General features: G+C 73.4%; 23 protein-coding genes. 10 read left to right on the top strand and 13 right to left on the bottom strand.

What is annotated here, in order from left to right; genetic code table 11:
* The first annotated feature begins 143 nt into the window (after nucleotides 1–143).
* The 3 genes from ACFEMC_RS09570 to ACFEMC_RS09560 are packed head-to-tail and all read left to right on the top strand — an operon-like array spanning nucleotide 144 to nucleotide 2,165.
* A complete protein-coding gene (locus ACFEMC_RS09570) occupies nucleotides 144–1,106 on the top strand; it encodes an ABC transporter ATP-binding protein (RefSeq protein ID WP_380175788.1) in 963 nt (320 codons plus the stop codon).
* The gene (locus tag ACFEMC_RS09565) at nucleotides 1,103–1,876 is read left to right on the top strand and encodes an ABC transporter permease (RefSeq protein ID WP_380175786.1); all 774 of its coding nucleotides are present in this window, start codon (nucleotides 1,103–1,105) and stop codon (nucleotides 1,874–1,876) included. The genes ACFEMC_RS09570 and ACFEMC_RS09565 overlap by 4 nt, the downstream gene beginning before the upstream one ends.
* A gap of 16 nt (nucleotides 1,877–1,892) precedes the next feature.
* Entirely contained in the window at nucleotides 1,893–2,165 is a 273-nt protein-coding gene (locus tag ACFEMC_RS09560) for a hypothetical protein (RefSeq protein ID WP_380175784.1), read from the top strand.
* Between the two features lie 43 nt (nucleotides 2,166–2,208).
* On the opposite strand, the gene ACFEMC_RS09555 is transcribed toward ACFEMC_RS09560, so the two are convergent.
* Nucleotides 2,209–2,562, bottom strand: coding sequence for a hypothetical protein (locus tag ACFEMC_RS09555; RefSeq protein ID WP_380175782.1), 354 nt, complete (start codon nucleotides 2,560–2,562; stop codon nucleotides 2,209–2,211).
* A gap of 327 nt (nucleotides 2,563–2,889) precedes the next feature.
* Here ACFEMC_RS09555 and ACFEMC_RS09550 point away from each other — a divergent pair, with 327 nt between their 5' ends.
* Nucleotides 2,890–3,174, top strand: coding sequence for a sigma factor-like helix-turn-helix DNA-binding protein (locus ACFEMC_RS09550; RefSeq protein ID WP_380175780.1), 285 nt, complete (start codon nucleotides 2,890–2,892; stop codon nucleotides 3,172–3,174).
* Between the two features lie 901 nt (nucleotides 3,175–4,075).
* On the opposite strand, the gene ACFEMC_RS09545 is transcribed toward ACFEMC_RS09550, so the two are convergent.
* A complete protein-coding gene (locus ACFEMC_RS09545) occupies nucleotides 4,076–4,684 on the bottom strand; it encodes a hypothetical protein (RefSeq protein ID WP_380175778.1) in 609 nt (202 codons plus the stop codon).
* Between the two features lie 53 nt (nucleotides 4,685–4,737).
* The gene (locus tag ACFEMC_RS09540; protein WP_380175776.1) at nucleotides 4,738–5,757 is read right to left on the bottom strand and encodes a heme o synthase; all 1,020 of its coding nucleotides are present in this window, start codon (nucleotides 5,755–5,757) and stop codon (nucleotides 4,738–4,740) included.
* Between the two features lie 380 nt (nucleotides 5,758–6,137).
* On the opposite strand from ACFEMC_RS09540, the gene tkt reads away from it, so the two are divergent.
* The 5 genes from tkt to pgl all read left to right on the top strand — a co-directional run bounded on the left by tkt (nucleotide 6,138) and on the right by pgl (nucleotide 13,022).
* The gene (gene tkt / locus ACFEMC_RS09535; protein ID WP_380175774.1) at nucleotides 6,138–8,228 is read left to right on the top strand and encodes a transketolase; all 2,091 of its coding nucleotides are present in this window, start codon (nucleotides 6,138–6,140) and stop codon (nucleotides 8,226–8,228) included.
* 100 nt (nucleotides 8,229–8,328) lie between these two features.
* The gene (gene tal, locus ACFEMC_RS09530; RefSeq protein ID WP_380175772.1) at nucleotides 8,329–9,483 is read left to right on the top strand and encodes a transaldolase; all 1,155 of its coding nucleotides are present in this window, start codon (nucleotides 8,329–8,331) and stop codon (nucleotides 9,481–9,483) included.
* The gene (gene zwf, locus ACFEMC_RS09525; protein ID WP_380175770.1) at nucleotides 9,480–11,021 is read left to right on the top strand and encodes a glucose-6-phosphate dehydrogenase; all 1,542 of its coding nucleotides are present in this window, start codon (nucleotides 9,480–9,482) and stop codon (nucleotides 11,019–11,021) included. The genes tal and zwf overlap by 4 nt, the downstream gene beginning before the upstream one ends.
* Nucleotides 11,022–11,043: 22 nt before the next feature.
* A complete protein-coding gene (opcA, locus tag ACFEMC_RS09520; RefSeq protein ID WP_380175768.1) occupies nucleotides 11,044–12,276 on the top strand; it encodes a glucose-6-phosphate dehydrogenase assembly protein OpcA in 1,233 nt (410 codons plus the stop codon).
* Nucleotides 12,273–13,022: a 6-phosphogluconolactonase gene (gene pgl / locus ACFEMC_RS09515; protein ID WP_380175767.1), complete on the top strand. Its 750-nt coding sequence runs from the start codon at nucleotides 12,273–12,275 to the stop codon at nucleotides 13,020–13,022. Before opcA ends, pgl begins: the two co-directional genes overlap by 4 nt.
* Nucleotides 13,023–13,084: 62 nt before the next feature.
* Here the strand turns inward: pgl and ACFEMC_RS09510 are convergent, their stop codons facing one another.
* The 9 genes from ACFEMC_RS09510 to uvrC form a co-directional block, all read right to left on the bottom strand.
* Entirely contained in the window at nucleotides 13,085–13,435 is a 351-nt protein-coding gene (locus tag ACFEMC_RS09510) for an RNA polymerase-binding protein RbpA (protein WP_366173646.1), read from the bottom strand.
* A gap of 13 nt (nucleotides 13,436–13,448) precedes the next feature.
* Entirely contained in the window at nucleotides 13,449–13,700 is a 252-nt protein-coding gene (gene secG, locus ACFEMC_RS09505; RefSeq protein ID WP_106206194.1) for a preprotein translocase subunit SecG, read from the bottom strand.
* Between the two features lie 31 nt (nucleotides 13,701–13,731).
* Nucleotides 13,732–14,517: a triose-phosphate isomerase gene (gene tpiA / locus ACFEMC_RS09500; protein WP_380175765.1), complete on the bottom strand. Its 786-nt coding sequence runs from the start codon at nucleotides 14,515–14,517 to the stop codon at nucleotides 13,732–13,734.
* 31 nt (nucleotides 14,518–14,548) lie between these two features.
* Nucleotides 14,549–15,787 carry a phosphoglycerate kinase gene (locus tag ACFEMC_RS09495; protein WP_380175763.1) on the bottom strand — a complete coding sequence of 413 codons (1,239 nt, stop codon included), beginning with the start codon at nucleotides 15,785–15,787 and terminating at the stop codon, nucleotides 14,549–14,551.
* 114 nt (nucleotides 15,788–15,901) lie between these two features.
* The gene (gap, locus tag ACFEMC_RS09490; RefSeq protein ID WP_380175761.1) at nucleotides 15,902–16,906 is read right to left on the bottom strand and encodes a type I glyceraldehyde-3-phosphate dehydrogenase; all 1,005 of its coding nucleotides are present in this window, start codon (nucleotides 16,904–16,906) and stop codon (nucleotides 15,902–15,904) included.
* A 176-nt stretch (nucleotides 16,907–17,082) separates the two neighbouring features.
* Nucleotides 17,083–18,063, bottom strand: coding sequence for a DNA-binding protein WhiA (gene whiA / locus ACFEMC_RS09485; protein WP_367639901.1), 981 nt, complete (start codon nucleotides 18,061–18,063; stop codon nucleotides 17,083–17,085).
* 73 nt (nucleotides 18,064–18,136) lie between these two features.
* A complete protein-coding gene (gene yvcK, locus ACFEMC_RS09480; protein WP_380175758.1) occupies nucleotides 18,137–19,195 on the bottom strand; it encodes a uridine diphosphate-N-acetylglucosamine-binding protein YvcK in 1,059 nt (352 codons plus the stop codon).
* The gene (rapZ, locus tag ACFEMC_RS09475) at nucleotides 19,192–20,112 is read right to left on the bottom strand and encodes an RNase adapter RapZ (protein ID WP_380176701.1); all 921 of its coding nucleotides are present in this window, start codon (nucleotides 20,110–20,112) and stop codon (nucleotides 19,192–19,194) included. The genes yvcK and rapZ overlap by 4 nt, the downstream gene beginning before the upstream one ends.
* 112 nt (nucleotides 20,113–20,224) lie before the next feature.
* Entirely contained in the window at nucleotides 20,225–22,261 is a 2,037-nt protein-coding gene (gene uvrC / locus ACFEMC_RS09470) for an excinuclease ABC subunit UvrC (protein WP_380175756.1), read from the bottom strand.
* A gap of 171 nt (nucleotides 22,262–22,432) precedes the next feature.
* On the opposite strand from uvrC, the gene ACFEMC_RS09465 reads away from it, so the two are divergent.
* Nucleotides 22,433–23,599, top strand: coding sequence for a UDP-N-acetylglucosamine 2-epimerase (locus ACFEMC_RS09465; protein WP_380175754.1), 1,167 nt, complete (start codon nucleotides 22,433–22,435; stop codon nucleotides 23,597–23,599).
* Nucleotides 23,600–23,617: 18 nt separating this feature from the next.
* Here ACFEMC_RS09465 and uvrA read toward each other — a convergent pair whose 3' ends face one another.
* On the bottom strand, nucleotides 23,618–26,512 hold the full coding sequence (uvrA, locus tag ACFEMC_RS09460; RefSeq protein WP_380176699.1) for an excinuclease ABC subunit UvrA: 2,895 nt from the start codon (nucleotides 26,510–26,512) through the stop codon (nucleotides 23,618–23,620).
* Between the last annotated feature and the right edge of the window lie 227 nt (nucleotides 26,513–26,739).

The following is a 26,739-nucleotide window of genomic DNA, read 5'->3' as shown; positions in this document are numbered from 1 at the left end:
GGCTCGGCCGCCCGGTGAGGGTGTCCTCACCATTTCCACAACGTCCATGTTACCTAATTGGACGGCCAGATCCCCACCGGGTCGGCCCTACCCCGCGCCGAGCGGTCCAGCGCGCTACTACCGCCCTCGTAGACTCCTCCCTCGTGGCGCTCGGCTCCCCCTCACCCGCGACGACGACGGACGGCAGCGCAGCCGCGGCCGTCGAGGTCCGCGACCTGCGCAAGGCCTTCGGCGCCGGCCCCGCCGTCCTGGACGGCCTCTCCTTCTCCGCCGCCCGCGGTCGCGTCACCGCCGTGCTCGGCCCCAACGGCGCCGGCAAGACGACCACCGTCGCGATCTGCGAGGGGCTGCAGCGCGCCGACTCCGGCACCGTCCGCGTGCTGGGCCTGGACCCCGTCGCCGACGCCGCCGTCCTGCGGCCGCGCGTCGGGGTGATGCTGCAGGACGGCGGGCTGCCCACCGGGGTCTCGGCCCGCGAGGCGCTGGCCCACGTCGCCGCCCTGCACACCGACCCCCTCGACCTGACCGCCCTGTCCGGACGCCTGGGCCTGACGTCCTTCGCCCGGACCCGCGTGCGCCGGCTGTCCGGCGGGCAGCGGCAGCGGCTGGCGATGGCCTGCGCCCTCGTCGGCCGCCCCGAGGTCGTCTTCCTCGACGAGCCGAGCGCCGGCCTGGACCCGCAGGCCCGGCTGGCCGTCTGGGACGTCGTGCGGGAGGTGCGGGCGGCCGGCGTGGCCGTCGTGCTCACCACGCACCTCATGGAGGAGGCCGAGCGCCTCGCCGACGACGTCGTGGTCGTCGACCACGGACGCGTCGTCGCGACGGGCACGCCCGACGAGCTCACCTCCGGCCCCGCGGCCCTGACGTTCCGCTCCCGCCCCGGACTGCCGACGCAGGACCTCGCGCGCGCCCTGCCCGTGGGGGCCGACGTCAGCGAGGCCGAGCCCGGTCGCTACGCGGTGTCCGGCGTGGAGGTCGACCCGCGCGTGGTCGCCACGGTCACCAACTGGTGCGCCACGCACGACGTGCTGGCCGAGGGCATCGGCCCCGTCCGCAAGACCCTCGAGGACGTCTTCCTCGACCTGACCGGGAGGACCCTGCGGTGAGCGCGTCCCTGACGAAGTCCACCGGTGGGCTCGACTTCACCCCCGGCGGGTCCTCGGCCCCCTTCGCCCGGCGCGTCCTGCGCCAGGGCCGCTTCGAGGCCACGATCGCCCTGCGCAACGGTGAGCAGCTGCTGCTGACCCTCCTGCTGCCCGCCCTCGTCCTCGTCGGGGTCACCCGCGTGACGTCCCTCGACCTCGGCGCCGGCGACCGCCCCGCCCTCGCGCTCGGCGGGGTCGTGGCCCTGGCCGTCGTCTCGACGGCGTTCACGGGGCAGGCCATCGCCACCGGGTTCGACCGCCGCAACGGCGTCCTGCGGCTGCTGGCGACGTCACCGCTGGGACGCGGCGGCCTGCTGGCCGGGAAGGTGCTGGCCGTGCTCGGCCTCGTCGTCGTGCAGGTCGTCGTGCTGGGGGCCCTGGCCACCGCGCTCGGATGGTCCCCGTCGGGCCGGCTGCTCGTCGCCGTGCCCGCCGTGCTCCTCGGGGTCGCGGCCTTCACCGCGCTGGGCCTGCTGCTCGCCGGGACGGTGCGGGCCGAGGGGACCCTGGCCGTCGCCAACTTCGTGTGGGTGCTGCTGCTCGCCGGCGGCGGGCTCGTGCTGCCCTCGCCCCTGTCCCCCGTCACCGACCTGCTGCCCTCCGGCGCGCTCGGGACGGCCGTCCGCGAGGCGCTCGGGTCCGGGACCTTCGCGCTCGGCCCGCTCGTCGTGCTCGTCGTCTGGGCGGTCGCCTGCAGCCTGGCGTGCGCGCGGTGGTTCCGCTGGGAGTGAGCGCGGGACCGCCCCGGTGAACGCCGCCCTCCTCGGTCTCGGCGTCCTCGCCCTCGGGGTGGTCCTCGTGCTGCTGGCCCTGGTCCTCGCCCTGGCCGGCCGCCGGCGCACCCCCGCCACCCTCGGCTGTGCACTCGCCGGGGCGGCGCTGCTCGTGGTGTGGGTCCTCCTGACCGCCCGCGGTGCGGGTGCCGGCGGGACCGTCTACTCCGCGAGCGCGTGGTGGGCAGTCGCGGTCGTCGCCGCCCTCGCCTCCCTCGCCCTCACCGTGCGGAACCGGCGGCGCTGACGCGCCGGGCAGGGGCGGTGCGGAGCGGCCCCTCCCGTCCCTCTCACGGAGGCGGTCCCTGGCCCACGCTCGCCTGCAGGCTCCAGACGGTGGTCGCGGGCGGTCGCCCGTGCAGGTCGGCGTACCGGGTGAGCACCGCGTCACGCACGTCCTCGCCCCGGGCCATGCGGTCGACGAGCGGGGCGAGCCACCGCGCGGCCGGAGCGTCGAGGCGGTCCGGCCAGGTCTCCAAGAACGCGGACGGGGACCACACCCCGGCGTGGTTGTCCGGGCCTTCGTGCTCACCGGTGGCCACCAGCCCGTCGTCGAGGGCGAGCCAGACCCACACGAACCGGGGTCCCCCACCGTCCCGTTCCCACTCGGCCACCTGGTGGAAGAGCACGTCGCGCATCTGCACCCTCCGAGGATGCACCTGCGCCACTCCTCCCCTCGAGCTCCCGTCGCCCCGAACGGGCTCGAGCGCTGGGGCATTCGACGTGCAGAGTCGTGCCGTGCACGCCGACCTCCGGCGCTTCGTGAGCCGTCGCCTCCCGCGCGAGGCCGCCGGCAGCGCCGAGGACGTGGCGGCTGAGGCGCTCCTCGTCGCACGGCGGCGGTTCGGCGACGCCCCCACGCCCTCCGGCCGTGGGTCTTCGGCATCGCCCGCAACTGCCTGCTGACCTCCCGCCAGGGCAGCACGCGACGCCCGGCGCTCGCCATCCGGTTGGCCGAACAGGGCGAGTCGATGAGCACCCCCCACGACGGCGTCATCGCATCCCTCGACCTCGCCGCCGCCTGGCACCGCCTCGCGCCTGGTGAGCAGGAGGTCCTCGCCCTCGCGGTCTTCGAGGATCTCACCTCCGCCCAGGCCGCGCTGGTGCTGGGTACCACCGCAACCGCCCACCGACTGCGGCTCACGCGGGCCCGGCGGGCCCTGCGCGCCCACCTCGACGATGCGGACGCCGCCGACCCCGTCGAGGCACGGCACGAGCACCCACTGACCGACGAGACGTTGGAGGCGACCCGGTGACCACCGCCGACCGCGACACCGCGCGCGTCGAGGAGGCGCTGCGGGCCCTGGACGCCGCGCCACAGGCACCCCTGGACCACGCCGCGCTCGTCCGGGCCCGGCTCGCACTCGACGGGATCCTGTCCCACCCGCGGGCTCCGGGCGGACGTGACCCCCTCCTGCCCCGACGCCCCCGCACCGCCCGGCGCGTGGGCGCCCTCGCCGTGGCCGCCGGCGTCGTCGCGCTCGGGGTCAGGACTTCGCACCTCGGGGGCGGGGAACGGCGTACGCGGAGTCGTGGGCCCCCGTGCCCACGACCGCCAGCCCCGCCGGCGCAGTGGCTGTCCGTCAGGTCTGCGTCGAGGACGAACTGCTGACGTCCGACCACCAGGTCGACCGGCTCCAGACGCGGCTGGCCGAGCGGCGGGGCGACCTCGTGCTGGTCGTGCTCGACGAGGGCTCGCGACCGGTCACGACGTTGTCCTGCGTCGTGGACCTGCCCGAAAGCGGGGACGCGACGTTCGTCGCCGGCGGGGGCGGCGGGGGCGGCGGGGGCCGTCGGCCTGCCGCCGGGGCCGTCTCTGACGCCAGTGTCCACGAGCAGACCACTCGGGGGGGACGAGCTCGCGGTCGTCGACGGGCTCGTGGGCGAGGACGTGGCAGGCGTCACCGTGCACGCCCGGGGGGCCGGACCGTGCAGGCAACGGTCCAGGACGGTCACTACGCAGCGTGGTGGCCGGGCCGGGCGATGCGGATGACCACGACGCCGCCCCCCGGTCAGGGCCAGAACTGCGACGGGCCCTGCAGCCCCACTACCTATGCGGTGCCCATGTCCACGCTCGACGTGACCCTGCGGGACGGCACCGTGCTGCGGGACAACCCCGGGCAGCCGCTCTGACCGGATCCGTGCGCGGCCCCGCGGTCAGGCCCCCGGTACCGTCCGGGAGAGCAGGTCCCCGGCGATCCGCGTGAAGTACACCCCGTACGCACCGGTCGTCAGCGCCGCCCCGCAGGCGACGAGACCCCACACGGTGTTGCGGTCGGTGCTCGTGAGGAGCAACGCCAGCAGCCCCGCCAGCCCCACCGCGCTCAGCACGGTGGCGAGCCAGGTGTCGACGCGCCGTCGGAAGATCCTGGCCATCGGGTAGAAGTGCAGCCCGACGACCAGGGCGATGGCCGGGAGCACGAGGTCGGGACGGCCGACGGCACTGAGGACGTTGGCCGCGACCACGATGAGGACGGCCTCGAGGGTGAAGACCCACCCGAAGGCGATCCCGCTGCGCTTGCGCCAGCGCTCCTCCTCCGGCGTCGTCGAGGTGCTCGCACGACCCCGCACCCGCACCAGCCGCACCGCGGTCACCACGAACCAGACGCCGACCAGCACGCTCAGCGCGGTGACGACGGTGCCCACGGCCCCCGGCCAGGTCCCGAGGGTGTTGGCGCTCCACGCCGCGGTGAAGACGGCCATGAGCAGCAGGCCCACGACGACGCCGTCGAGCAGACCACGGGGCACGGAGCGTTCCTCGAGCACGCGTGGACGCTGTCCGCCGGCGGCTGCTCCGGGCCGGCGGGCACGCCAGACGGTCAGAACGGCCAGGAGACCCGCAGGAACGGGTCGACGGCGACGGCCACCGACAGGAGCGTCAGGTAGGTGATCGAGCCGTGGAAGACGCCCATCGGCGAGATGCGCCGCAGCTGCTCCAGCGTGCCCGCGTCCCGGCCGCCGGTCTCGCGCTCGAACCGGGTGGCACGCCCGTGCAGCCCGATCGTCTGCCCCAGGAAGGCCAGGCCGAGGACCAGGGCGGCGACGCCGTAGACCACCCCGGCCCCGCCCAGGGGGACGAGCAGCAGCGAGCACAGGACCATCGCCACGGTGTAGGCGACGATCTGGCGGGAGACCGTGGTCGGCTTGGCCACGACGGGCAGCATCGGGACGCCGGCGTTGGCGTAGTCCTCGCGGTAGCGGACCGACAGCGGCCAGTAGTGCGGCGGGGTCCACAGGAAGATGACCCCGAAGAGGACGAAGGGCGCCCAGCTGAGCGATCCCGTCACCGCGGTCCAGCCGATGAGCACCTGCATGCAACCCGCGACACCGCCCCAGACGATGTTCTGGGACGTGCGGCGCTTGAGCAGCAGCGTGTAGCCGACGACGTAGAGCAGGATCGCGCCCACCGCCAGCGCCGCCGACAGCACGTTGACGAAGGCGACGAACAGCGCGGTCGAGGCGATCCCCAGGACGGTCGCGAAGACCAGCGCCTGGCGCGGGGTGACCGCGCCGGTCACGAGGGGACGGTTCTCGGTCCGCTTCATGAGCGCGTCGATGTCGCGGTCGAAGTAGCAGTTGAGCGTGTTCGCGCTCCCGGCGGCCAGCGCCCCACCGACGAACGTCGTCAGCACCAGCCAGCCCGAGGGCAAGCCGTCCGCCGCGAAGAGCATCACCGGGATCGTCGTGATGAGCAGGAGCTCGACGATGCGCGGCTTGGTGAGGGCGACGTAGGCGGCGACCCGGGGGAAGCGCGAGGGGCGCCCACCGCGACGACGTCCCAGCAAGCTGGTCCGGGAGTGCGCAGGGGCGTCGGAGAGACGCGGGTCGGCGACGGTCACAGTGTCCTCAGGGCGAGGTGACGACGGGCAGACCCGAGCTTACGCCTCTGCTACGCGCTGTCGTACCCGGGAGGGTCGCGGCGGGCGCGTCGCCCCCGCTCACGGAGACGCCACAGGGGGACGCCACAGGGGACGCCGACCCCTGCCCAGCTGCGGCTCCCCCCCCTGCGAGTAGGCTCACCACAGGTGACGCGTCCCACACCGCCGCGAGCGACGGGCACGGAGCGTCACCGCACAGAACGCAATGCTCAACGCCTCGGACGCCGGACCAGAACAGCACGGTCCCGGCCGCGACGGAAGACGACAGAGCGGACCAACGGCCGGTCCCCCACCGCCATCCGGGCGCTGGGCGGTCAGCTGGTTCGCACGGGAGGAGACACGTGAGCCAGCCCCTCGAGTGGAGCGAACTCGACACGAAGGCGGTCGACACCGTCCGCGTCCTGGCCATGGACGCCGTGCAGCGCGCAGGCAACGGGCACCCGGGTACCGCGATGAGCCTCGCGCCGGTCGCCTACCTGCTGTTCCAGAAGATGCTGCGGCAGGACCCGGCGGACCCGGACTGGGCCGGTCGCGACCGGTTCGTGCTCTCCTGCGGGCACTCCAGCCTCACGCTCTACATCCAGCTGTACCTCGCCGGCTACGGCCTGGAGCTGGACGACCTCAAGGCGCTGCGCAAGTGGGGCTCGAAGACGCCGGGCCACCCCGAGCACGGGCACACCGCGGGCGTCGAGATGACCACCGGTCCCCTCGGCCAGGGCCTGTCCTCGGCCGTCGGGATGGCCATGGCCGCCCGCCGCGAGCGCGGCCTCTTCGACCCGGACGCCGCCCCCGGCACGAGCCCGTTCGACCACCACGTCTACGTGCTGGCCTCCGACGGCGACATCGAGGAGGGCGTGACCTCCGAGGCCTCGGCCATCGCCGGTGTCCAGGAGCTGGGCAACCTGGTCGTCATCTACGACCAGAACCACATCTCCATCGAGGACGACACCGCGATCGCCCTCGGCGAGGACACCGCCCAGCGCTACGAGTCCTACGGCTGGCACGTCCAGACCATCGACTGGACCAACGGCGGCGAGGGCGAGTACACCGAGGACGTCGCCGGGCTGCACGCCGCGATCGAGGCCGCCAAGGCCGAGACGAGCAAGCCGTCGATCATCGTGCTGCGCACGATCATCGCCTACCCGGCGCCGAACCTGCAGAACACGGGCAAGTCCCACGGTTCCGCCCTCGGCGACGCCGAGGTGAAGGCCACCAAGGAGCTCCTGGGCTTCGACCCCGAGGCCGACTTCGCGGTCGCCGACGACGTCATCGCCCACACCCGCGGTCTGCGCGAGCGCGCCAAGGCCGACCACGCCGCCTGGCAGCAGGAGTTCGACGCCTGGCGCGCCGGCGCCGGTGAGCGCGCCGAGCTCTTCGACCGCATCCGCACCCGCACCCTGCCCGCGGGCTGGGAGCAGGCGCTGCCGGTCTTCGAGGCGGGCACGTCCATCGCCTCCCGCAAGGCGTCCGGCGAGGTGCTCAACGCCCTGGCCTCGACCCTGCCGGAGCTGTGGGGCGGGTCGGCCGACCTGGCCGAGTCGAACCTCACGTCGATGAAGGGCGAGCCGAGCTTCCTGCCGGAGAGCCGCACGACGAAGACGTGGGAGGGCAACCTCTACGGCCGCACCCTGCACTTCGGGATCCGCGAGCACGCCATGGGCGCCATCCTCAACGGGATCGCGCTGCACGGCGGCACCCGCCCCTACGGCGGCACGTTCCTCGTCTTCAGCGACTACATGCGCCCCGCGGTCCGCCTCGCGGCCATCATGAAGCTGCCGGTGACGTACGTGTGGACGCACGACTCCATCGGCCTGGGCGAGGACGGCCCGACGCACCAGCCGGTCGAGCACCTCGCCGCGCTGCGCGCGATCCCGGGCCTGGACGTCGTCCGCCCCGGCGACGCCAACGAGACGGCGTGGGCGTGGCGCACGATCCTCGACCACACCGACCGCCCGGCCGGCCTGGCGCTCTCGCGCCAGAACCTGCCGACGTTCGACCGCTCGCAGGACGGCTGGGGCGACGCCTCGGGCGTGGCCAAGGGCGCGTACACCCTCGTGGAGAGCTCGGCCGCGACCCCGCAGGTGATCCTCATCGGCACCGGGTCCGAGGTCCAGATCGCCGTCGCAGCGCGCGAGAAGCTCGAGGCGGAGGGCGTCCCCACCCGCGTCGTGTCGATGCCGTGCCGCGAGTGGTTCTTCGAGCAGGACCAGGCCTACCGCGACACCGTCCTGCTCCCGCAGGTCAAGGCGCGCGTCTCGGTCGAGGCCGCCCTGGCCTTCGGCTGGGAGGGCATCGTCGGCGACGCCGGCCGCTCGGTCTCGATCGAGCACTTCGGCGCCTCGGCGGACTACCAGGACCTGTACCGCGAGTTCGGCATGACCGACACCGCGGTCGTGACCGCCGCGAAGGAATCCCTCGCCGGTCTGCAGTGAGCACCACCCGGGGGCCCGCACCTGCGGGCCCCCGGGACCTCGTGCGGGCGCCGTCCCGGCGCCCACAGAACCCCGTGGACGAAGGAACGGAGCACTCCCCGTGAGCGACACCACCAGCACCTCCCAGGTCAGCCCCAGCAGCAACCTCTCGGCCCTGCGCGAGCACGGCGTCTCGGTCTGGCTGGACGACCTGTCCCGCGAGCTGACCGACGGCGGCGAGCTGCAGCGCCTCGTCGACCTCGGCGTCCTGGGCGTCACGTCCAACCCGACGATCTTCGCCACCGCCCTGTCCAAGGGCGACCGCTACACCGAGCAGGTCTCCCAGCTCGTCGCCGCCGGCGCCGACACCGAGAAGGCCGTCTTCGAGATCACCACCGAGGACGTGCGCCGCGCCTGCGACGTGCTGAAGCCGGTCTTCGACCGCACCGACGGCCTCGACGGTCGCGTCTCCCTCGAGGTCGACCCGCGCCAGGCGCGCGACACCGCCGCCACCGAGGAGTCCGCCCGGACGCTCTGGAAGGCCGTGAGCCGCGAGAACCTCTACATCAAGATCCCCGCGACGGTCGAGGGCCTGGGCGCCATCACCACCGCGCTGTCCGAGGGCATCAGCGTCAACGTCACGCTGATCTTCTCCCTGGACCGCTACCGCGCCGTCATGCAGGCCTTCCTGACGGGTCTGGAGCAGGCGAAGGTCAACGGCCACGACCTGTCGACGATCGAGTCCGTCGCGTCCTTCTTCGTCTCCCGCGTCGACACCGAGATCGACAAGCGCCTCGACGAGATCGGGACGGACGAGGCGAAGGCCCTGCGCTCCAAGGCCGGCCTGGCCAACGCGCGCCTGGCCTACCAGGCCTACGAGGAGGTCTTCTCGACCCCGCGCTGGCAGGTCCTCAAGGAGGCCGGTGCCCGTCCGCAGCGTCCGCTGTGGGCCTCGACCGGGGTGAAGAACCCCGACCTGTCCGACACCCTCTACGTCACCGGGCTCGTCGCCCCGAACACGGTCAACACGATGCCGGGCAAGACGCTGGACGCCACCGTCGACCACGCCGAGGTCACCGGGGACACGGTCCGCGGTTCCTACGGCGAGTCCCAGCAGGTCCTCGACGACCTCGAGCGCCTGGGCGTCTCCTACACCGACGTCGTGGAGTTCCTCGAGATCGACGGCCTGGACAAGTTCGAGAAGAGCTGGGCCGAGCTGCTGCAGACCGTCACCGACGAGCTGGAGCGCGTGAAGACGCAGGCAGACGCCCGGTGAGCCCCGCGCGGGTGACGCCAGCGGAGAACCCGCTGCGTGATCCGCGGGACCGCAGGCTCCCGCGGATCGCCGGTCCCTGCGGCATGGTGATGTTCGGCGTGACCGGGGACCTGGCGCGCAAGAAGCTCATGCCGGCGATCTACGACCTGTCGAACCGGGGGCTGCTGCCCCCGGGCTTCGCCCTCACCGGGTTCGCCCGGCGCGACTGGGTGGACCAGGACTTCGGCAAGATCGTCTACGACTCGGTGCGCCAGCACGCCCGGACCCCGTTCCGGGAGTCGGTGTGGGCCCAGCTCGCCGAGGGTTTCCGGTTCGTGCCCGGGGAGTTCGACGACGACGAGGCGTTCGACCAGCTCGCCTCGACCGTCGCCGACCTCGACCGGGTGCGCGGGACGGGCGGGAACCACGCGTTCTACATGTCGATCCCGCCGCGGTTCTTCCCCGTCGTCGCCAAGCAGTTGGCGCGCAGCGGGTTGAGCGCGCAGCACGGCGACCAGTGGCGACGCGTCGTCATCGAGAAGCCGTTCGGGCACGACCTGAAGTCGGCGCGCGAGCTGAACGCCGTCGTCGAGGACGTCTTCCCGCCGGACTCGGTGTTCCGCATCGACCACTACCTCGGCAAGGAGACGGTCCAGAACATCCTGGCGCTGCGCTTCGCGAACCAGATGTTCGAGCCGCTCTGGAACGCCAACCACGTGGACCACGTGCAGATCACCATGGCCGAGGACATCGGCATCGGTGGCCGCGCGGGGTACTACGACGGGATCGGCGCGGCGCGCGACGTCATCCAGAACCACCTCCTGCAGCTCCTGGCCCTCACGGCCATGGAGGAACCGGTGTCCTTCGAGGCGGCGGACCTGCGCGCCGAGAAGGCCAAGGTCCTCTCGGCCGTGCGGCCGCTGAAGGACCTGGCCCGGTCCACCGCGCGGGGTCAGTACGCCTCGGGCTGGCAGGGGTCGGAGTTCGTCAAGGGCTACCTGGACGAGGACGGCATCGACCCGAAGTCGCGCACCGAGACGTTCGCCGCGATCGAGCTGGAGATCGACACCCGCCGCTGGGCGGGGGTCCCGTTCTACCTGCGGGCCGGCAAGCGCCTGGGCCGCCGGGTGACCGAGATCGCCGTCGTCTTCAAGCGCGCCCCGCACCTGCCCTTCGAACGGACGGCGACCGAGGAGCTGGGGCAGAACGCCCTGGTCATCCGGGTCCAGCCGGACGAGGGCATCACCATGCGGTTCGGGTCGAAGGTCCCGGGCACCGCGATGGAGGTGCGCGACGTGACGATGGACTTCGGCTACGGGCACGCCTTCACCGAGTCCAGCCCCGAGGCCTACGAGCGGCTCATCCTGGACGTCCTGCTCGGCGACCCGCCGCTGTTCCCGCGGCACGAGGAGGTCGAGCTGTCGTGGAAGATCCTCGACCCGATCACCTCGTTCTGGTCCAAGAACGGCCAGCCGGAGCCCTACCCGTCGGGCACGTGGGGACCGCCGTCGGCGGACGCCATGCTCGAGCGGACGGGCCGGCAGTGGCGGCGACCGTGACGCGCACCAGAGAGGTCTCGCGATGATCATCGACCTGCCCAGCACGTCGACGAGCGCCATCAACAAGGCGCTCATCGACCTGCGCGACTCCGGTGGGGCCGTGGCCCTCGGCCGGGTGCTGACGCTCGTCGTCATCACCGACGATGCCCACGCCGAGGACGCCATCTCCGCGGCCAACGAGGCCAGCCGCGAGCACCCGTGCCGGGTGCTCGTGCTGGCCCGGGGGAACAAGCGGGGCGCCGCCCGCCTCGACGCGCAGATCCGGGTCGGCGGGGACGCCGGCGCCAGCGAGGTCATCGTGCTGCGCGCCTACGGCCCGCTCGTGGAGCACGGGGAGACGACCATCGTCTCGCTGCTGCTGCCGGACGCGCCGATCGTGGCCTACTGGCCGGGATCGGCCCCCGACGACCTGCGCACCGACTCCATCGGCCGCATCGCCCAGCGCCGCATCACCGACTCCGCGGAGTCGCGTGACCCGGCCAAGGCGCTGGAGGCCCGGCGGACGACGTACCGGGAGGGCGACACAGACCTCGCCTGGACGCGGCTGACGAACTGGCGGGCACTGCTCGCGGCGGCGCTGGACCAGCCGCCGTACGAGCCCGTCACGTCCATCACGGTCGCGGGCGCCCCGGACAGCCCGAGCACCGAACTGCTCGCCGCGTGGCTGGCGGCCAAGCTCAAGGCACCGGTCGTGCGGGCCCGCACCCGGCGCGGGACGGGCGTGCAGAGCGTGCGTCTGGAACGCAAGTCCGGTGCGGTGGAACTGATCCGCCCCGACGCGACGGTCGCCACGCTGACCCAGCCCGGTCAGCCGGACCGGCGCCTGTCGCTGGCCCGCCGTCAGGTGAAGGACTGCCTGACGGAGGAGCTGCGTCGTCTGGACCCCGACGAGGTCTACGGCGAGGTCCTGCGCGACGGCCTGCCCCAGGTGGGCAAGAAGGTCATGTCGGCCCGCGACGCCGAGCACGCCGGGAAGCTGTCCGGCAGCCGCGGCGCCGCCGCTCGTCAGGCCGCCGCCGAGGCCGCGTCGGCCGTGGTGTCGGAGCAGATGAAGGGCGCTCCACCGGAGCAGGAACGTTCCGACGGCACCTCCCCCGTCGCCGGTGAGGCCCCGGACTCCGAGACGCCGAAGGTCGCCACGGTCCGCAAGCGCGCCGCCGCCGGGAAGAAGGCCGCCACGCCGGTCGCGAAGAAGACCGCGGCGGGGAAGACCGCGCCGCGCACCCGCGCCGCCCGCGGGGCGGTGGGCCGGTGAGCCGCACCGACGTCTCCGTCGTCCGGTACGCCACGCCGGAGCTCCTCGCATCGGCCACCGCGGACCGCCTGGTCACGGCGCTGGCCGACGCGCAGTCCGCCCGGGGCGTCGCACACGTCTCGCTGACGGGCGGCACCATCGGCGGCAAGACGCTCGCGGCCGTCGCTGCGGCGCCCAGCCGCGACACGGTGGACTGGCGCCGGGTGCACTTCTGGTGGTCCGACGAGCGGTTCCTGCCGACGGGTGACCCGGAACGGAACGCGACGCAGGCCCAGGACGCCCTCCTCGGCGCGCTGGACCTCGACGTCTCGACCGTGCACTACCCGCCGGCCGTCGACGGGCCCGACGGGGACGACCTCGACGCGGCCGCCGCCCGCTACGCCGCCGAACTGCTGCAGTTCGGCGACGGCGCGGAGGTTCCGGCGTTCGACGTCCTGCTGCTGGGCATGGGCCCCGACGGCCACGTCGCCTCGCTGTTCCCGGGGCACCCGGGGCTGGCGCGGGACGAGTCCAGCGTCGTCGGGATCCGGGAGTCCCCCAAGCCCCCGCCGTTGCGGGTGTCGTTCACCTTCGGCGCCATCGCGCGGGCCAAGCAGGTCTGGCTCGTGGCCGCGGGTGCGGAGAAGGCCGCCGCGGTCGCTCGCGGCGTCGCGGCGGGCGACGTCTCCGAGACCCCCGCCGCGGGCGTCTTCGGCACCGAGCGGACGCTCTGGCTCGTCGACGAGGCCTCAGCCGCCGACCTCTGAGACACGCGCAGACGACGAAGGCCCCCCGCGCGGTGCGCGGGGGGCCTTCGTCGTGCAGGGCGTCAGCGGATGAGACCGCGCGCCCGCAGCGAGTCCAGGGCCTCGTTGAGGATGGCCTCGCCGTCGGCGTCGGAGCGGCGCTCCTTCACGTACGCGAGGTGCGTCTTGTAGGGCTCGTTCTTCGGCGGGGCCGGCGGGTTGCTCCGGTCCGTGCCGGCGGGGAACCCGCAGCGCGGGCAGTCCCACGTCTCCGGCGGCTCGACCCCGGACTCCTCGGCGAAGCTGGGCTTCGTCTCGTGCCCGTTGGCGCACCAGTACGAGATGCGGATGCGGGGAGCGGTGTCACCGCGTTCCGCCTCGCCCATGGGGCCGGCGCCGACCCTGCTGCCACGGATGGCGTTGCCACCTGCCACGTCGGTCGTCTCCTCAGAACTCGTTGGTGAAGCGCTCGACCAGGCCGAGCAGCACGACGGTCGCGAACCAGACGCAGCCGATCGTGATCGTGAAGCGGTTGAGGTTCCGCTCGGCCATGCTCGAACCCGACAGGCTCGTGGTGACGCCGCCGCCGAACATGTCCGACAGGCCGCCCCCCTTGCCCTTGTGCAGCAGGATGAGCAGGGTCAGGAAGAGGCTGGAGATCGCGAGGATCACCTGCAGCACGATGCGGAGGACGCTCACGCCGCCCAGCCTAGGCCATCACCGGCTGTCCTCAGGCCGGATGATCGCGGAAGCGCACGATCGCGGCGAAGTCGCCCGCGTCCGTGCTGGCGCCGCCGACGAGGGCACCGTCGACGTCCGGCTGCTTCATGATCGAGGCGATGTTGGCAGGCTTCACGCTGCCGCCGTAGAGGATCCGCACGGCGTCGGCCGTCGTCTGGTCGAACTGCTCGGCCACGGCGGAGCGCAGCGCGGCGCACACCTCCTGCGCGTCCTCGGGGGTGGCGACCTCGCCGGTCCCGATGGCCCACACCGGCTCGTAGGCCAGGACGAGGCCGGCGACCTGCTCGGCCGTCAGCCCCGTGAGGGCCTGAGTGACCTGTCCGACGGTGTGCTCGACGTGCTGCTCCGCCTTGCGGACCTCCAGCGGCTCCCCGACGCAGACGATGGGGACGATCCCGCCGGCCAGCGCCTTGGCCGTCTTGGCGCGCACCACGGCGTCGGTCTCGCCCTGGTACTGGCGGCGCTCGGAGTGACCGACGGCCACGTACGCGACGCCGAGCTTGGCGAGCTGCGCGGCCGACACCTCACCGGTGTAGGCGCCGGAGTCGTGCTCGGAGACGTCCTGGGCGCCGAGGCGGACGGACAGCTTGTCGCCCTCGATGAGGGTCTGCACGGTGCGCAGGCTCGTGTGCGAGGGCAGCACGGCCACCTCGACGGCCGAGTAGTCGTGCTTGGCGTCCTTGAGGGTCCAGTCGAGCTTCTGGACCAGCAGGGTGCCCTGCTGGTGGTCCAGGACCATCTTCCAGTTGCCGGCGATGAGCGGGGTGCGAGGCATCGGTGCGCCTTCCTGCAGGGGTGGGAGGGGGTCAGTCGAGGACGTCGAGGCCGGGCAGCTGCTTGCCCTCGAGGTACTCCAGGCTCGCCCCACCGCCGGTGGAGATGTGCCCGAACTGCTCGTCGGCGAAGCCGAGCGTGCGCACGGCGGCGGCCGAGTCGCCCCCGCCCACGACGCTGAACGCGCCGGATGCGGCCTTCGCGTCGACGAGGGCCTGCGCCACGGCACGGGTGCCGCCGGCGTAGGGCTCCATCTCGAACACGCCCATGGGGCCGTTCCAGAAGACCGTGCGCGCGTCGGCGAGGGCCGCGGCGAAGGCCGCGGCGGAGTCGGGACCGATGTCCAGGCCGAGGCGGTCGGCCGGGATCGCGTCCGCGGAGACGACCTGCGGGTCGGCGTCGGCGGCGAACGCCGTCGCGGCGACGACGTCGGTGGGCAGGACGAGCTCGACGCCCTTGTCCTGCGCGCTCTGCACGTACCCGCGGACCCGGTCGAGGTGGTCGGCCTCGAGCAGGCTCTTGCCCACCTCGCGGCCCGTCGCGGCCAGGAAGGTGAAGACCATTCCGCCGCCGACGAGGAGGCGGTCCCCCGACGTCAGCAGCGAGCCGAGGAGGTTGTCGATGACGCCGAGCTTGTCGGAGACCTTCGACCCGCCCAGGACGACGGCGTAGGGCCGCTCCGGGTCGGTCGTCAGGCGGCGCAGGACCTCGACCTCGGTCGCGACGAGACCACCCGCGGCGTGCGGCAGGCGACGCGCGACGTCGTAGACGCTGGCGTGCTTGCGGTGCACCGCGCCGAAGCCGTCGGAGACGTAGGCGTCGGCCAGGGCGGCGAGCTCGTCGGCGAACGCACCGCGCTCCCCCTCGTCCTTGCTCGTCTCGCCGGCGTTGAAGCGGATGTTCTCCAGCAGCAGCAGCTGCCCGTCGCCCAGCGCCGCCACGGCGGCGGTCGCCTCGGCGCCGACCGTGACGGGGCAGAAGGCGACGTCGACGCCGTCCAGCAGCTCGGCGAGGCGGGCGTGCACCGGGGCGAGGGAGTACTTGGCCTCGGGGGCGCCCTTCGGACGGCCGAGGTGGGCCGTCACGACGACGCGGGCCCCGGCGTCCAGGAGGCGCCGCAGCGTGGGGACCGAGGCGCGGATGCGGCCGTCGTCGGTGATGACCGGCTGCTCACCGGAGTGGTCCAGCGGGACGTTGAGGTCGCTGCGGACGAGGACCCGCTTGCCGGCGAGGCCGCCGAGCTGGGCCTCGAGGTCGTCGATGGTCTTCACGGACGTTCCCTTCTGCTGCTGTCCGGATCCGGCTGCCGTCCGGGGTCCGGACGGACGACGGCCCGGGCACTCGGGCTGTGCGCGCGAGTGTCCGGGCCGGAGTGTGTCAGAGGCTCAGAGGGAGGAACCCACGAGCGTGACGAGGTCCACGAGGCGGTTGGAGTAGCCCCACTCGTTGTCGTACCAGCCGACGACCTTGACCTGGTTCCCGTTGACCTTCGTCAGGCCGGAGTCGTAGATGCACGACGCCGGGTCGGTGACGATGTCGGAGGAGACCAGCGGCTCGTCGGAGTACACGAGGTAGCCCTTGAGCGGGCCCTCGGCCGCGGCCTTGTAGGCGGCGTCGACCTCTTCGGCGGTGACCTCGCGGCCCAGGGTGACGGTGAGGTCGGTCGCCGAACCGGTCGGGACCGGCACGCGCAGCGCGTACCCGTCGAGCTTGCCCTTGAGCGTGGGCAGGACCAGGCCGATGGCCTTGGCCGCACCCGTCGAGGTCGGGACGATGTTGAGGGCGGCAGCGCGGGCGCGACGCAGGTCCTTGTGCGGGCCGTCCTGCAGGTTCTGGTCCGCGGTGTAGGCGTGGACCGTGGTCATGAGGCCGCGCTCGATGCCGAAGGCGTCGTCGAGGACCTTGGCCAGCGGGGCCAGGCAGTTGGTGGTGCAGGACGCGTTCGAGATCAGCGAGTGCTTCGACGCGTCGTAGTCGGAGTCGTTGACGCCCATGACGACGGTGACGTCGTTGTTGGTGGCGGGCGCCGAGATGACGACCTTCTTGGCGCCGGCGGCCAGGTGGGCCTTGGCCTTCTCGCCGTCGGTGAAGAAGCCGGTGGACTCCACGACGACGTCCACGCCCAGGTCGCCCCAGCCGAGGTTGGCGGGGTCGCGGTCGGCGAGCACCTTGACGCTCTTGGACCCGACGACGATCGAGTCGCCCTCGACGCGCACGTCCTCGGCGAGCTTGCCGAGGATGGAGTCGTGCTTGAGCAGGTGCGCCAGCGCCTTGGCGTCGGTGAGGTCGTTGACCGCCACGATCTCGACGTCCGCGTTCTGCGCGAGTGCGGCGCGGAAGAAGTTGCGGCCGATGCGGCCGAATCCGTTGATGCCGACCCGAGTGGTCATGCGCTCTCCATCCTTGACGCACCCCGTGACCGGGCGGGCCGGGTGCGTCTCGTGCGTCCCGTACGTGATCAGTACTGGTGCGGTACCCCGCTGACGACCGGGGGCACCCGCCGCGGGCCCCGCGGCGTCGGCACGACCCTATGGCCTGCGTCACGTCCCCGCGGACCCGGGGTGGCTCAGGCGTCGAGCATGTCCGCCGTCAGGCCCGACTCGGTGCCCGGCACGCCCAGCTCGATGGCCTTCTTGTCGGCCATCCCGAGCAGCCGCCGGATGCGGCCGGCGATGGCGTCCTTGGTCATGGGCGGGTCGGCGAGCTGGCCGAGCTCCTCGAGGCTGGCCTGCTTGTGCTCCAGCCGGAGACGGCCGGCCTGCAGCAGGTGGTCGGGGATGTCCTCGCCGAGCAGCTCCAGGGCCCGCTCGACGCGGGCACCCGCCGCGACCGCGGCCCGCGCCGAGCGGCGCAGGTTGGCGTCGTCGAAGTTCGCGAGGCGGTTGGCGGTCGCCCGCACCTCGCGGCGCATGCGCCGCTCCTCCCACGTCATCATCGCGTCGTGCGCGCCCAGGCGCGTCAGCAGCGCCGAGATCGCGTCGCCGTCGCGCAGGACCACGCGGTCCACGCCGCGCACCTCGCGCGCCTTGGCCGACAGCTCCAGCCGGCGGGCGGCGCCGACGAGCGCGAGCGCCGCCTCGGGGCCGGGGCAGGTGACCTCGAGCGCGGCGGAGCGACCCGGTTCGGTGAGGGAGCCGCGGGCCAGGAACGCTCCGCGCCAGGCGGCCTCGGCGATCTGGGTGGAGCTGGAGACGATGTGCGAGGGCAGGCCGCGCACGGGCCGGCCACGGCCGTCGAGGAGCCCCGTCTGGCGGGCCAGGGACTCCCCGTCGCGGGCGACGCGCAGGACGTAGCGGGTGGCGCGGCGCAGTCCGCCGGCCTGCACGACGAGCAGGTCGCTGGGGTGGCCGAAGACGTCGGCGATGTCGCGCCGCAACCGCCGGGCGATCGAGGCGGAGTCGAGCTCGGCCTCGATGACGATGCGTCCGGAGACGATGTGCAGGCCGCCGGCGAACCGGAGCATGACCGAGACCTCGGCCTTGCGCGCCGCCGTCGTCGTCACCGGCAACCGGCTCAGCTCGTCCTTGACCGCCGCCGTCATCGCCATGGTGCGTCCTCCCCCGGGACCCTCGTCCGCTGTGCCTGTGCTCGTCCGTCTGCTCGCGCTGCGCCGCGCATCCTCAGGGCCCCGCCGCGAAGACGTCACGGTAGGCCGCCGCGAGCCGCAGCGCGTCGTGCCGGGGGGTTCCGTCCCCCACGGACACGGTGCGCAGCAACAGGTTCGCACCCATGGAATCGGCGACGGACCGCAGGGCGTCCACGTCGGTCACGGCCACCGGGTCGGCCAGGACGGCGTCCACCCGCAGGTCCGGCGCGTGGGCGGCGAGGACCTCGAGGTGGGCCTCGGCGCTGAAGCCGTCGGTCTCCCCCGGCTGCACGGCGAGGTTGAGGGTGACGCACGTCCGCGCGGAGGTCCGCGTCAGGGCCTGTGCGAGCCCGGGAACCATGAGGTGCGGCAGGACGCTGGTGAACCAGGAGCCGGGGCCGAGCACGACCCAGTCGGCGGTGGTGACGGCCTCGACGACCTCGGGACGCACGGGCGGGTCCGGCGGCAGCAGCCGGACGTTGGCCACGCGGCCGGTCGTGGAGGCGACGGCGACCTGGCCGCGCACCTCGGTGAGCTCGTCGGGCGCGCCCGGGACGAGTCCCAGGACGTCGGCCACGATGTCGAGCGGGACGGCGGCCATGGGCAGCACCCGGCCGCGGGCGCCGAGCAGGCGGCCGACCCAGTCGAGGCCGGCGACCTCGTCGCCGAGCAGCTCCCACAGCGTCGCGATGAGCAGGTTCCCGGTGGCGTGCTGGTGCAGCGAGCCCCCGCTGGTGAAGCGGTGCTGCAGCACGTCGCGCCAGGTGCGGCCCCACTCGGAGTCGTCGCACAGGGCGGACAGGGCCATCCGCAGGTCCCCCGGCGGCAGCCCGCCGAGTTCGCGGCGCAGGCGGCCGGACGACCCGCCGTCGTCGGCGACGGTGACGACGGCCGTGAGGCGGTCGGTGAGGTGGCGCAGCGCCGACAGCGAGGCGGACAGGCCGTGACCGCCGCCGAGTGCGACGACCGCCGGGGCGGAGGAGGTGCCGCCGACGGGTGCGCCGGCCGTTCCGACCGTCGGGATGAGCCCGGTGGGGAAGCTGGTGGCGGAGGGGTGGGCCGAGGGGTGGGTGGACTCGGGCAGGGGGCTCACTCCCGACCCAGGTCGCGGTGCAGCACGCGGACGGGGACGCCGTCGCGGCGCAGACGGGCACCGAGCTCCTCGGCCATGGCCACGGAGCGGTGCTTGCCCCCGGTGCAGCCGATGGCGATGGTCGCGTAGCGCTTGTTCTCGCGCCGGTAGCCGTCGAAGACGGGCGACAGCGCGGACTCGTAGCGGTCCAGGAACGGCGTGGCGCCCTCGGCGGCGAGCACGAACCGGGAGACGGGCGCGTCCTGGCCGGTGAGCGGGCGCAGCTCCGGTTCCCAGTGCGGGTTCGGGATGAAGCGGACGTCGGCGACGTGCTCGGCGTCGGCGGGGGTGCCGTACTTGAAGCCGAAGCTCATGACGGTCACGCGCAGGTCGTCGGCGCGGTCGGCCTCGAAGAGGGAGGCGACGAGCGCACCGAGCTGGTGGACGTTGAAGGAGCTGGAGTCCACGACGACGTCGGCGCGGGCGCGCAGCTCGCCCGTCAGGGCCCGCTCGCGGGCGATGCCGTCGACGATGCGGTCGTCGCCCTGCAAGGGGTGCGGGCGCCGGACCGACTCGAACCGGCGGACGAGCACCTCGTCGGTCGCGTCGAGGAACACCACGCGTGGGGAGACGTGCCGGGTGTCGAGAGCGGCGAGCGCGCCGGTCAGCTCGGCGAAGAAGCTGCGGCCGCGGACGTCGACGACGACGGCGAGGCGCGGGATCGCCTGCCCCGCACGGGCCGCGAGCTCGGCGAGCGGTTCGAGCATCTGCGGGGGCAGGTTGTCGACGACGTACCAGCCGAGGTCCTCGAGGGCCTTGCCCGTCGTGGACCGCCCCGCGCCGGACATCCCCGTGATGATGAGCAGTTCGGGCCGCCGCTGGCGGTCCGGTCCGGTGCCCGCAGAGCCCCGGGCGTCCGCCCCGTCCCGCGGGTCCACGCCCTCCGCCGTCTCCTGCACGCGCTCATCCTGTCATCCCGGGCGTGTCGTCCGCGACGAGGTGGGAACTCGCCGCGGTCGACCGGTCACCTGCCGTGGTCGTCCGGTCTGCTCAGTCCAGGAGCTCCCCCGTGGCGGTGTTCACGGCGGGCTCGGCGGACGCCGACGAACCCGCGAGCGCCTCCACGACGGCCGCGGCGGTCTTCGCACCCATGCCCGGGACGGCGGCCACCTCCTCGGCGGTGGCGGAGCGCAGCTTCTTGACGGAGCCGAAGTGCCGCAGCAGCGCCGTCTTGCGGGCCTGCCCCAGGCCCGGGACGCCGTCGAGCGCGGAGGTCGTCATCGCCTTGGACCGCTTGGAGCGGTGGTAGGTGATGGCGAAGCGGTGGGCCTCGTCGCGCACGCGCTGCAGCAGGAAGAGCCCCTGGCTGGTGCGGGGCAGGACGACGGGGTGCTCCTCCCCCGGCAGCCAGACCTCCTCCAGGCGCTTGGCCAGCCCGCACAGGGCGACGTCGACGACGCCGACGTCGGCGAGCGCCCTGGCGGCGGCCTCGACCTGGGGCCGGCCACCGTCGACGACGACGAGGTTGGGGGCGTAGGCGAAGCGGCGGGGGCGGCCCGTCTCGGGGTCGATGCCGGCCGGCACCTCGCCGCCCACCGACCCGGACGTCTCGACCTCGACGCCGTCGGCCCTCTCGGTGATCTGCGGGCCCTGGACCTGCGAGACCTGTCCCGGCTCGCCGTCCTGCTCCGAGCGCATCCGGCGGAAGCGCCGGGACAGGACCTCGCGCATGGCGCGGGTGTCGTCGACGCCGCCCTCGTCGCCGCGGACGGCGAAGCGCCGGTAGTCGGCTTTCTTCGGCAGGCCGTCCTCGAAGACGACCATGGAGGCGACGACGTTGGTCTCCTGGGTGTGGGAGACGTCGTAGCACTCGATGCGCAGCGGGGCCTCCTCCAGGCCGAGGGCCTCCTGCAGCTCCTGCAGGGCCAGGCTGCGCGTCGTCAGGTCCCCGCCACGGCGGGTCTTGTGCAGGGCCAGGGCCTGGGTCGCGTTGCGGTGCACCGTCTCCATCAGGGCGCGCTTGTCGCCGCGCTGGGGGACGCGCAGGTCCACGCGGGAGCCGCGCAGCTCGCTGAGCCAGTCCTCCACGTCGGCCTCGACGGTGCCGGGCAGTTCGGGGACGAGCACCTCGCGCGGGACGCCGTCGCCGGACTCGCCGCCGTAGACCTGCAGCAGCAGCTGCTCGACGAGTTCGGGGGTGCCGACGTCCTCGACCTTCTCGGAGATCCAGCCGCGCTGGCCGCGGACGCGTCCGCCGCGGACGTGGAACACCTGCACGGCGGCCTCGAGCTCGTCGTCGGCGATGGCGAAGACGTCGGCGTCGGTGGCGTCGGGCAGGACGACGGCGGACTTCTCCAGCGCCTTGGTGAGGGCGCCGAGGTCGTCGCGGAGGCGGGCCGCGCGCTCGTAGTCCATCTCGGCGGCGGCGGCCTTCATCTCGCGTTCGGCGCGGCGGACGAACTTGGCGGTGTTGCCCGCCATGAAGTCGCAGAAGTCCTGCGCGAGGTCCTTGTGGTCCTGCGCGGAGACCTTCCCCACGCAGGGCGCGGAGCACTTGTCGATGTACCCGAGCAGGCAGGGGCGGCCGACCTGTCCGGCGCGCTTGAAGACGCCCGTCGAGCACGTGCGGACGGGGAAGACGCGCAACAGCAGGTCGACGGTCTCGCGGATGGCCCAGGCGTGGGTGTACGGGCCGAAGTAGCGGGTGCCCTTGCGCTTGGCGCCGCGCATGACCTGCACGCGCGGGAACTCCTCGCCCATCGTGACGGCCAGGTACGGGTAGGACTTGTCGTCGCGGTACTTGACGTTGAAGCGGGGGTCGAACTCCTTGATCCAGGAGTACTCCAGCTGCAGGGCCTCGACCTCGGTGGCCACGACCGTCCACTCGACGCTGGCGGCCGTGGTGACCATGGCCATGGTGCGCGGGTGCAGCGCGGACAGGTCCTGGAAGTAGTTCGACAGGCGCGCCCGCAGGCTCTTGGCCTTGCCGACGTAGATCACCCGGCCGTGCGGGTCGCGGAAGCGGTACACCCCGGGTTCGACCGGGATCTCCCCCGGCTTGGGGCGGTAGGTGGCGGGGTCGGGCACGGGGTCGAGGGTAGGTCGCCGGTCCGACACGAGCCCGTCACCCCCGTGCCGCGACGCACCGCTGCCGCGCCGTCACCCTGCGCGAGGGGTCGTGCGGGGTGCGGGTGAACCCGACCCCGAACGGCCCACGCGCGGCCTGCCCGGGGGCCGGCGCCGTCCTAGCGTCCGCGTGTGGTCTCCCCGACGCTCAGCCCGTCCGTCCCGGCGCCGGCGGCGCCCGACCGTCCGCGGGTCCTGCGCCGGCCCCTGGGCTTCCCCGTCGGGGACGGCGCCCCCGGACCGGTCGCGGTCGTCGTGGGCGACCGCCTCGACGTGGTGCGCACGGCGGAGGTGGTGCAGCGGCTCGGGGCCGCCGGGGTGCTGGTGCGGACCGGCGAGGCCACGGGGCTTCCCCGGCCCGCGACCGACGGCGCCTGCGAGGACGTGGAGGTGCCCACCGGACACCCGGGCCGGGTGCTCGGCACCCTCGTGGCCGCGCTCGCCGACGTCTTCGCCGCGCACGGGCCGTCCGCGGTGCTCGTCCACGGCGGCGGGACTGCGGCCCTGGCCGGGGCGTTGGCCGCCAACGCGGCGGGGCTGCACGTCGTGCACCTCGGCGCGGGGTTGCGCAGCCACGACCGACGGCAGCCCGAGGAGCACCACCGCCGGGTCGTGGACGGCCTGGCCGACCTGTGCTGCGCCCCGTCCGCCACCGCCGTGGCCGCTCTGCGCGCCGAGGGTGTCGCCGACGACCGGATCCTGCTCACCGGTGACCCTGTCGTGGAGTCGCTGCACCGCTTGCTGCCCGACGACGCGACCCAGGACGCCCTGGCCGCCGAGCTGCAGCTGCCCGCGGGGTACGTGCTGCTCACGGTGGACCGGCCGGAGCACACCGGGCGGCCCGACCTGCTCGCGCAGCTCCTCGGGGAGGTGGCGCGGCTCGTCGAGGCCGGGGTGCCGGTCGTCGTCCCGGCCGCCCCGTCGACCGCGCAGCGGTGGCGGGAGCAGGGGTTCGGCGGAGTCCTAGACCGGTGCACGGTCCTCGGGCCGCTGGACCCCGTGCAGTGGACCGTCGTGCAGCACCGTGCCGCCGTGCTCGTCTCGGACGCGGACGGCGCCGCGGAGGAGGCCTCCGTCCTGAAGCGCCCGGCCCTGCTCGTGCGCCGCGCGACGGAACGGCCCGAGGTCCAGGGCGCCTTCACGACCCTCGTGCCCGGCGGACTGCGCCTCGCCGCCGCCGTCCACCGCGCCCTGGCCGAGGACCCGGCCCGGCTGCGGGGCGTGCCGAGCCCCTACGGGGACGGGTCCGCGAGCCGGGTCGTCGTCGAGTCGGTGGTCAAGCTCGTCGCCCCGTTCTGAGGCGCCGGGCCGGCGACCTCAGCTGGCCCGCGCCCGGCGCCGCCGCGTGCCCGCCGTCGCCGTGGTGGTCCGGAGGATCTCGGCGAGGAACTGGCCCGTGTAGCTGGCCGGGTCCGCCGCGACCTCCTCCGGCGTGCCGGTGCAGACGACGGTCCCCCCGCCGTTGCCGCCCTCGGGCCCCATGTCGACGAGCCAGTCGGCCGACTTGATGACGTCGAGGTTGTGCTCGATGACGAGCACGCTGTTGCCCTTGTCGACCAGGCCCTGGACCACGCCGAGCAGCTTGCGGATGTCCTCGAAGTGCAGACCCGTCGTGGGCTCGTCGAGGACGTAGACCGTGCGGCCGTTGGAGCGCCGCTGCAGCTCCGAGGCCAGCTTCACGCGCTGGGCCTCACCGCCCGACAGGGTCGTCGCCGGCTGCCCGAGCCGGACGTAGCCCAGACCGACCTCGGTGAGCGTCGTCATGAACCGGGAGATCGCCGGGACCGCGGCGAAGAAGTCGGCGGCCTCCTCGATCGGCATGTCGAGGACCTCGGCGATCGTCTTGCCCTTGAAGTGCACCTCCAGTGTCTCCCGGTTGTACCGGGCCCCGTGGCACACCTCGCACGGGACGTAGACGTCCGGCAGGAAGTTCATCTCGATCTTCAGCGTGCCGTCACCCGCGCACGCCTCGCAGCGGCCGCCCTTGATGTTGAAGGAGAACCGGCCCGGCTGGTAGCCGCGCAGCTTGGACTCCGGGGCCGAGGCGAACAGCTTGCGGATGTGGTCGAAGACCCCGGTGTACGTGGCCGGGTTGGACCGCGGTGTGCGGCCGATGGGGCTCTGGTCGACGTGGACGACCTTGTCGAGGTGCTCCAGCCCCTCCACCGACTTGTGCCGGCCGGGGACCCGGCGGGCGCCGTTCAGCTTGTTGGCAAGCACCGTGTAGAGGATGTCGTTGACCAGCGTCGACTTCCCCGACCCCGACACCCCGGTCACCGCGACGAGCTGACCGAGCGGGAACTCGACCGTCACGTCCTTGAGGTTGTTCTGCCGTGCGCCCGTGACGACGAGCTTGCGCCCGTCCTGGGGGCGGCGCTGGGCGGGCACCTCGATGGCGCGGGCGCCGGAGAGGTACTGGCCCGTCAGGGACTTCGGGTTCGTCAGCAGGCCCTCGAGGTCGCCGGAGTGCACGACCTCCCCGCCGCGCTCACCGGCGCCCGGGCCGAAGTCCACGATCCAGTCGGCGATGCGGACGGTGTCCTCGTCGTGCTCGACGACGATGAGGGTGTTGCCGAGGTCCCGCAGCCGCGTGAGGGTGTCGATGAGGCGGCGGTTGTCGCGCTGGTGCAGGCCGATCGACGGCTCGTCCAGCACGTACAGCACGCCCACCAGGCCCGAGCCGATCTGGGTCGCGAGCCGGATGCGCTGGGCCTCGCCGCCGGACAGGGTGCCCGAGGGCCGCGACAGGGACAGGTAGTCCAGGCCGACGTCGAGCAGGAACCCGAGCCGCGCCTGGATCTCCTTGAGCACCTGCCCGGCGATCTTCTTGGCCCGCGGGGACAGCTCCATCGTGTCGAGGAAGCGCGAGCACTCGTCGATGGGCAGGGCGCAGATGTCCGAGATCGAGCGCCCGGCGATCTTCACGGCCAGCGACGTGGGCTTGAGCCGTGCGCCCTGGCAGACGGGGCACGGCGTCTCGCGCATGTACCCCTCGTAGCGCTCCTTCGAGGAGTCCGACTCCGTCTCGGCGTGCCGGCGCTTGACGAACTCGACGACGCCCTCGAAGCCCGTGGAGTACGACCGCTCACGGCCCCACCGGTTCTTGTAGCGGACGTGGACCTGGTGGTCCTTGCCGTAGAGCAAGGCGTCCTTGGCGCGCTTGGGCAGGGCCCGCCAGGGGGTCGTCGTCGAGAACGACAGGTCGGCGGCGAGCGCGGTGACGAGGCGCTCGAAGTAGTCGGCCGACCCCGCCGTCCACGGCGCGATGGCCCCCTCGGCCAGGGAGAGGTCCTCGTCCGGCACGACCAGCTCGGGGTCCACCTCGAGCTGGGTCCCGATGCCCGTGCACTCCGGGCACGCCCCGAACGGGGAGTTGAAGGAGAAGGAGCGCGGCTCGATCTCGTCCAGCTCCAGGGGGTGCTCGTTCGGGCACGCCATCTTCTCGGAGAAGCGACGTTCCCCCTCCGGGCCCTCGACGTCGACGAGGTCGGCCACGAGCAGCCCCGAGGACAGCAGCAGCGCCGTCTCGACGGAGTCGGTGAGGCGGCGCTTGACGCCGTCCTTGACGACGAGGCGGTCGACGACCACCTCGATGGTGTGCTTCAGGCGCTTCTGCAGCGTCGGCGGGTTGTCCAGGGGGACGACCTCGCCGTCGACCCGGGCGCGGGCGAAGCCCTTGGCCTGCAGCTCGCGGAACAGCTCGGCGTACTCCCCCTTGCGCTCGCGCACGACCGGGGCCAGCAGCTGGAAGCGCGTGCCGTCGGGCATCTCCAGCAGCTGGTCGACGATCTGCTGCGGCGTCTGGCGACCGACGGGCTCCCCGCAGACGGGGCAGTGGGGCGTGCCGGCACGCGCGAAGAGCAGGCGCAGGTAGTCGTAGACCTCGGTGATCGTCCCGACCGTCGAGCGCGGGTTGCGCGACGTCGACTTCTGGTCGATCGACACCGCCGGCGACAGGCCCTCGATGAAGTCCACGTCGGGCTTGTCCATCTGGCCGAGGAACTGGCGGGCGTAGGCCGACAGCGACTCCACGTAGCGGCGCTGACCCTCGGCGAAGATCGTGTCGAAGGCCAGCGAGCTCTTGCCCGAGCCGGACAGGCCGGTGAAGACGACGAGGCTGTCGCGAGGCAGGTCGACCGAGACGTTCTTGAGGTTGTGCTCGCGCGCGCCCCGGACGACGAGGCGGTCGCCCGCCGCACGGGCGCTGGCCACCGAGCGCGCCGCGGAGCTGGCGGAGGTCCGGCCGCGCCGGGCGCTGCCACTGCCCTGGGCGGGCACGGTCTGCGGGGACTCCGCGGTCCCCGTCGCGCTCTGGGTCTTCGCGCTGGCGGTCTTCGCGCTCGGGGTCTTCGCGCTGGAGGAGGGGGTCCGGGATGCCACGGACGCAACCCTAGGCGCCACCTCCGACACGAGCCTCCGCGCGCAGCCCGCAGGCCCCA

The sequence above is a fragment of the Kineococcus sp. DHX-1 genome (assembly GCF_042473625.1).
GTDB lineage: Bacteria > Actinomycetota > Actinomycetes > Actinomycetales > Kineococcaceae > Kineococcus.
The sequence above is the reverse complement of the archived record's forward strand: the minus strand, read 5'-3'. Positions and strand labels throughout refer to the sequence as shown.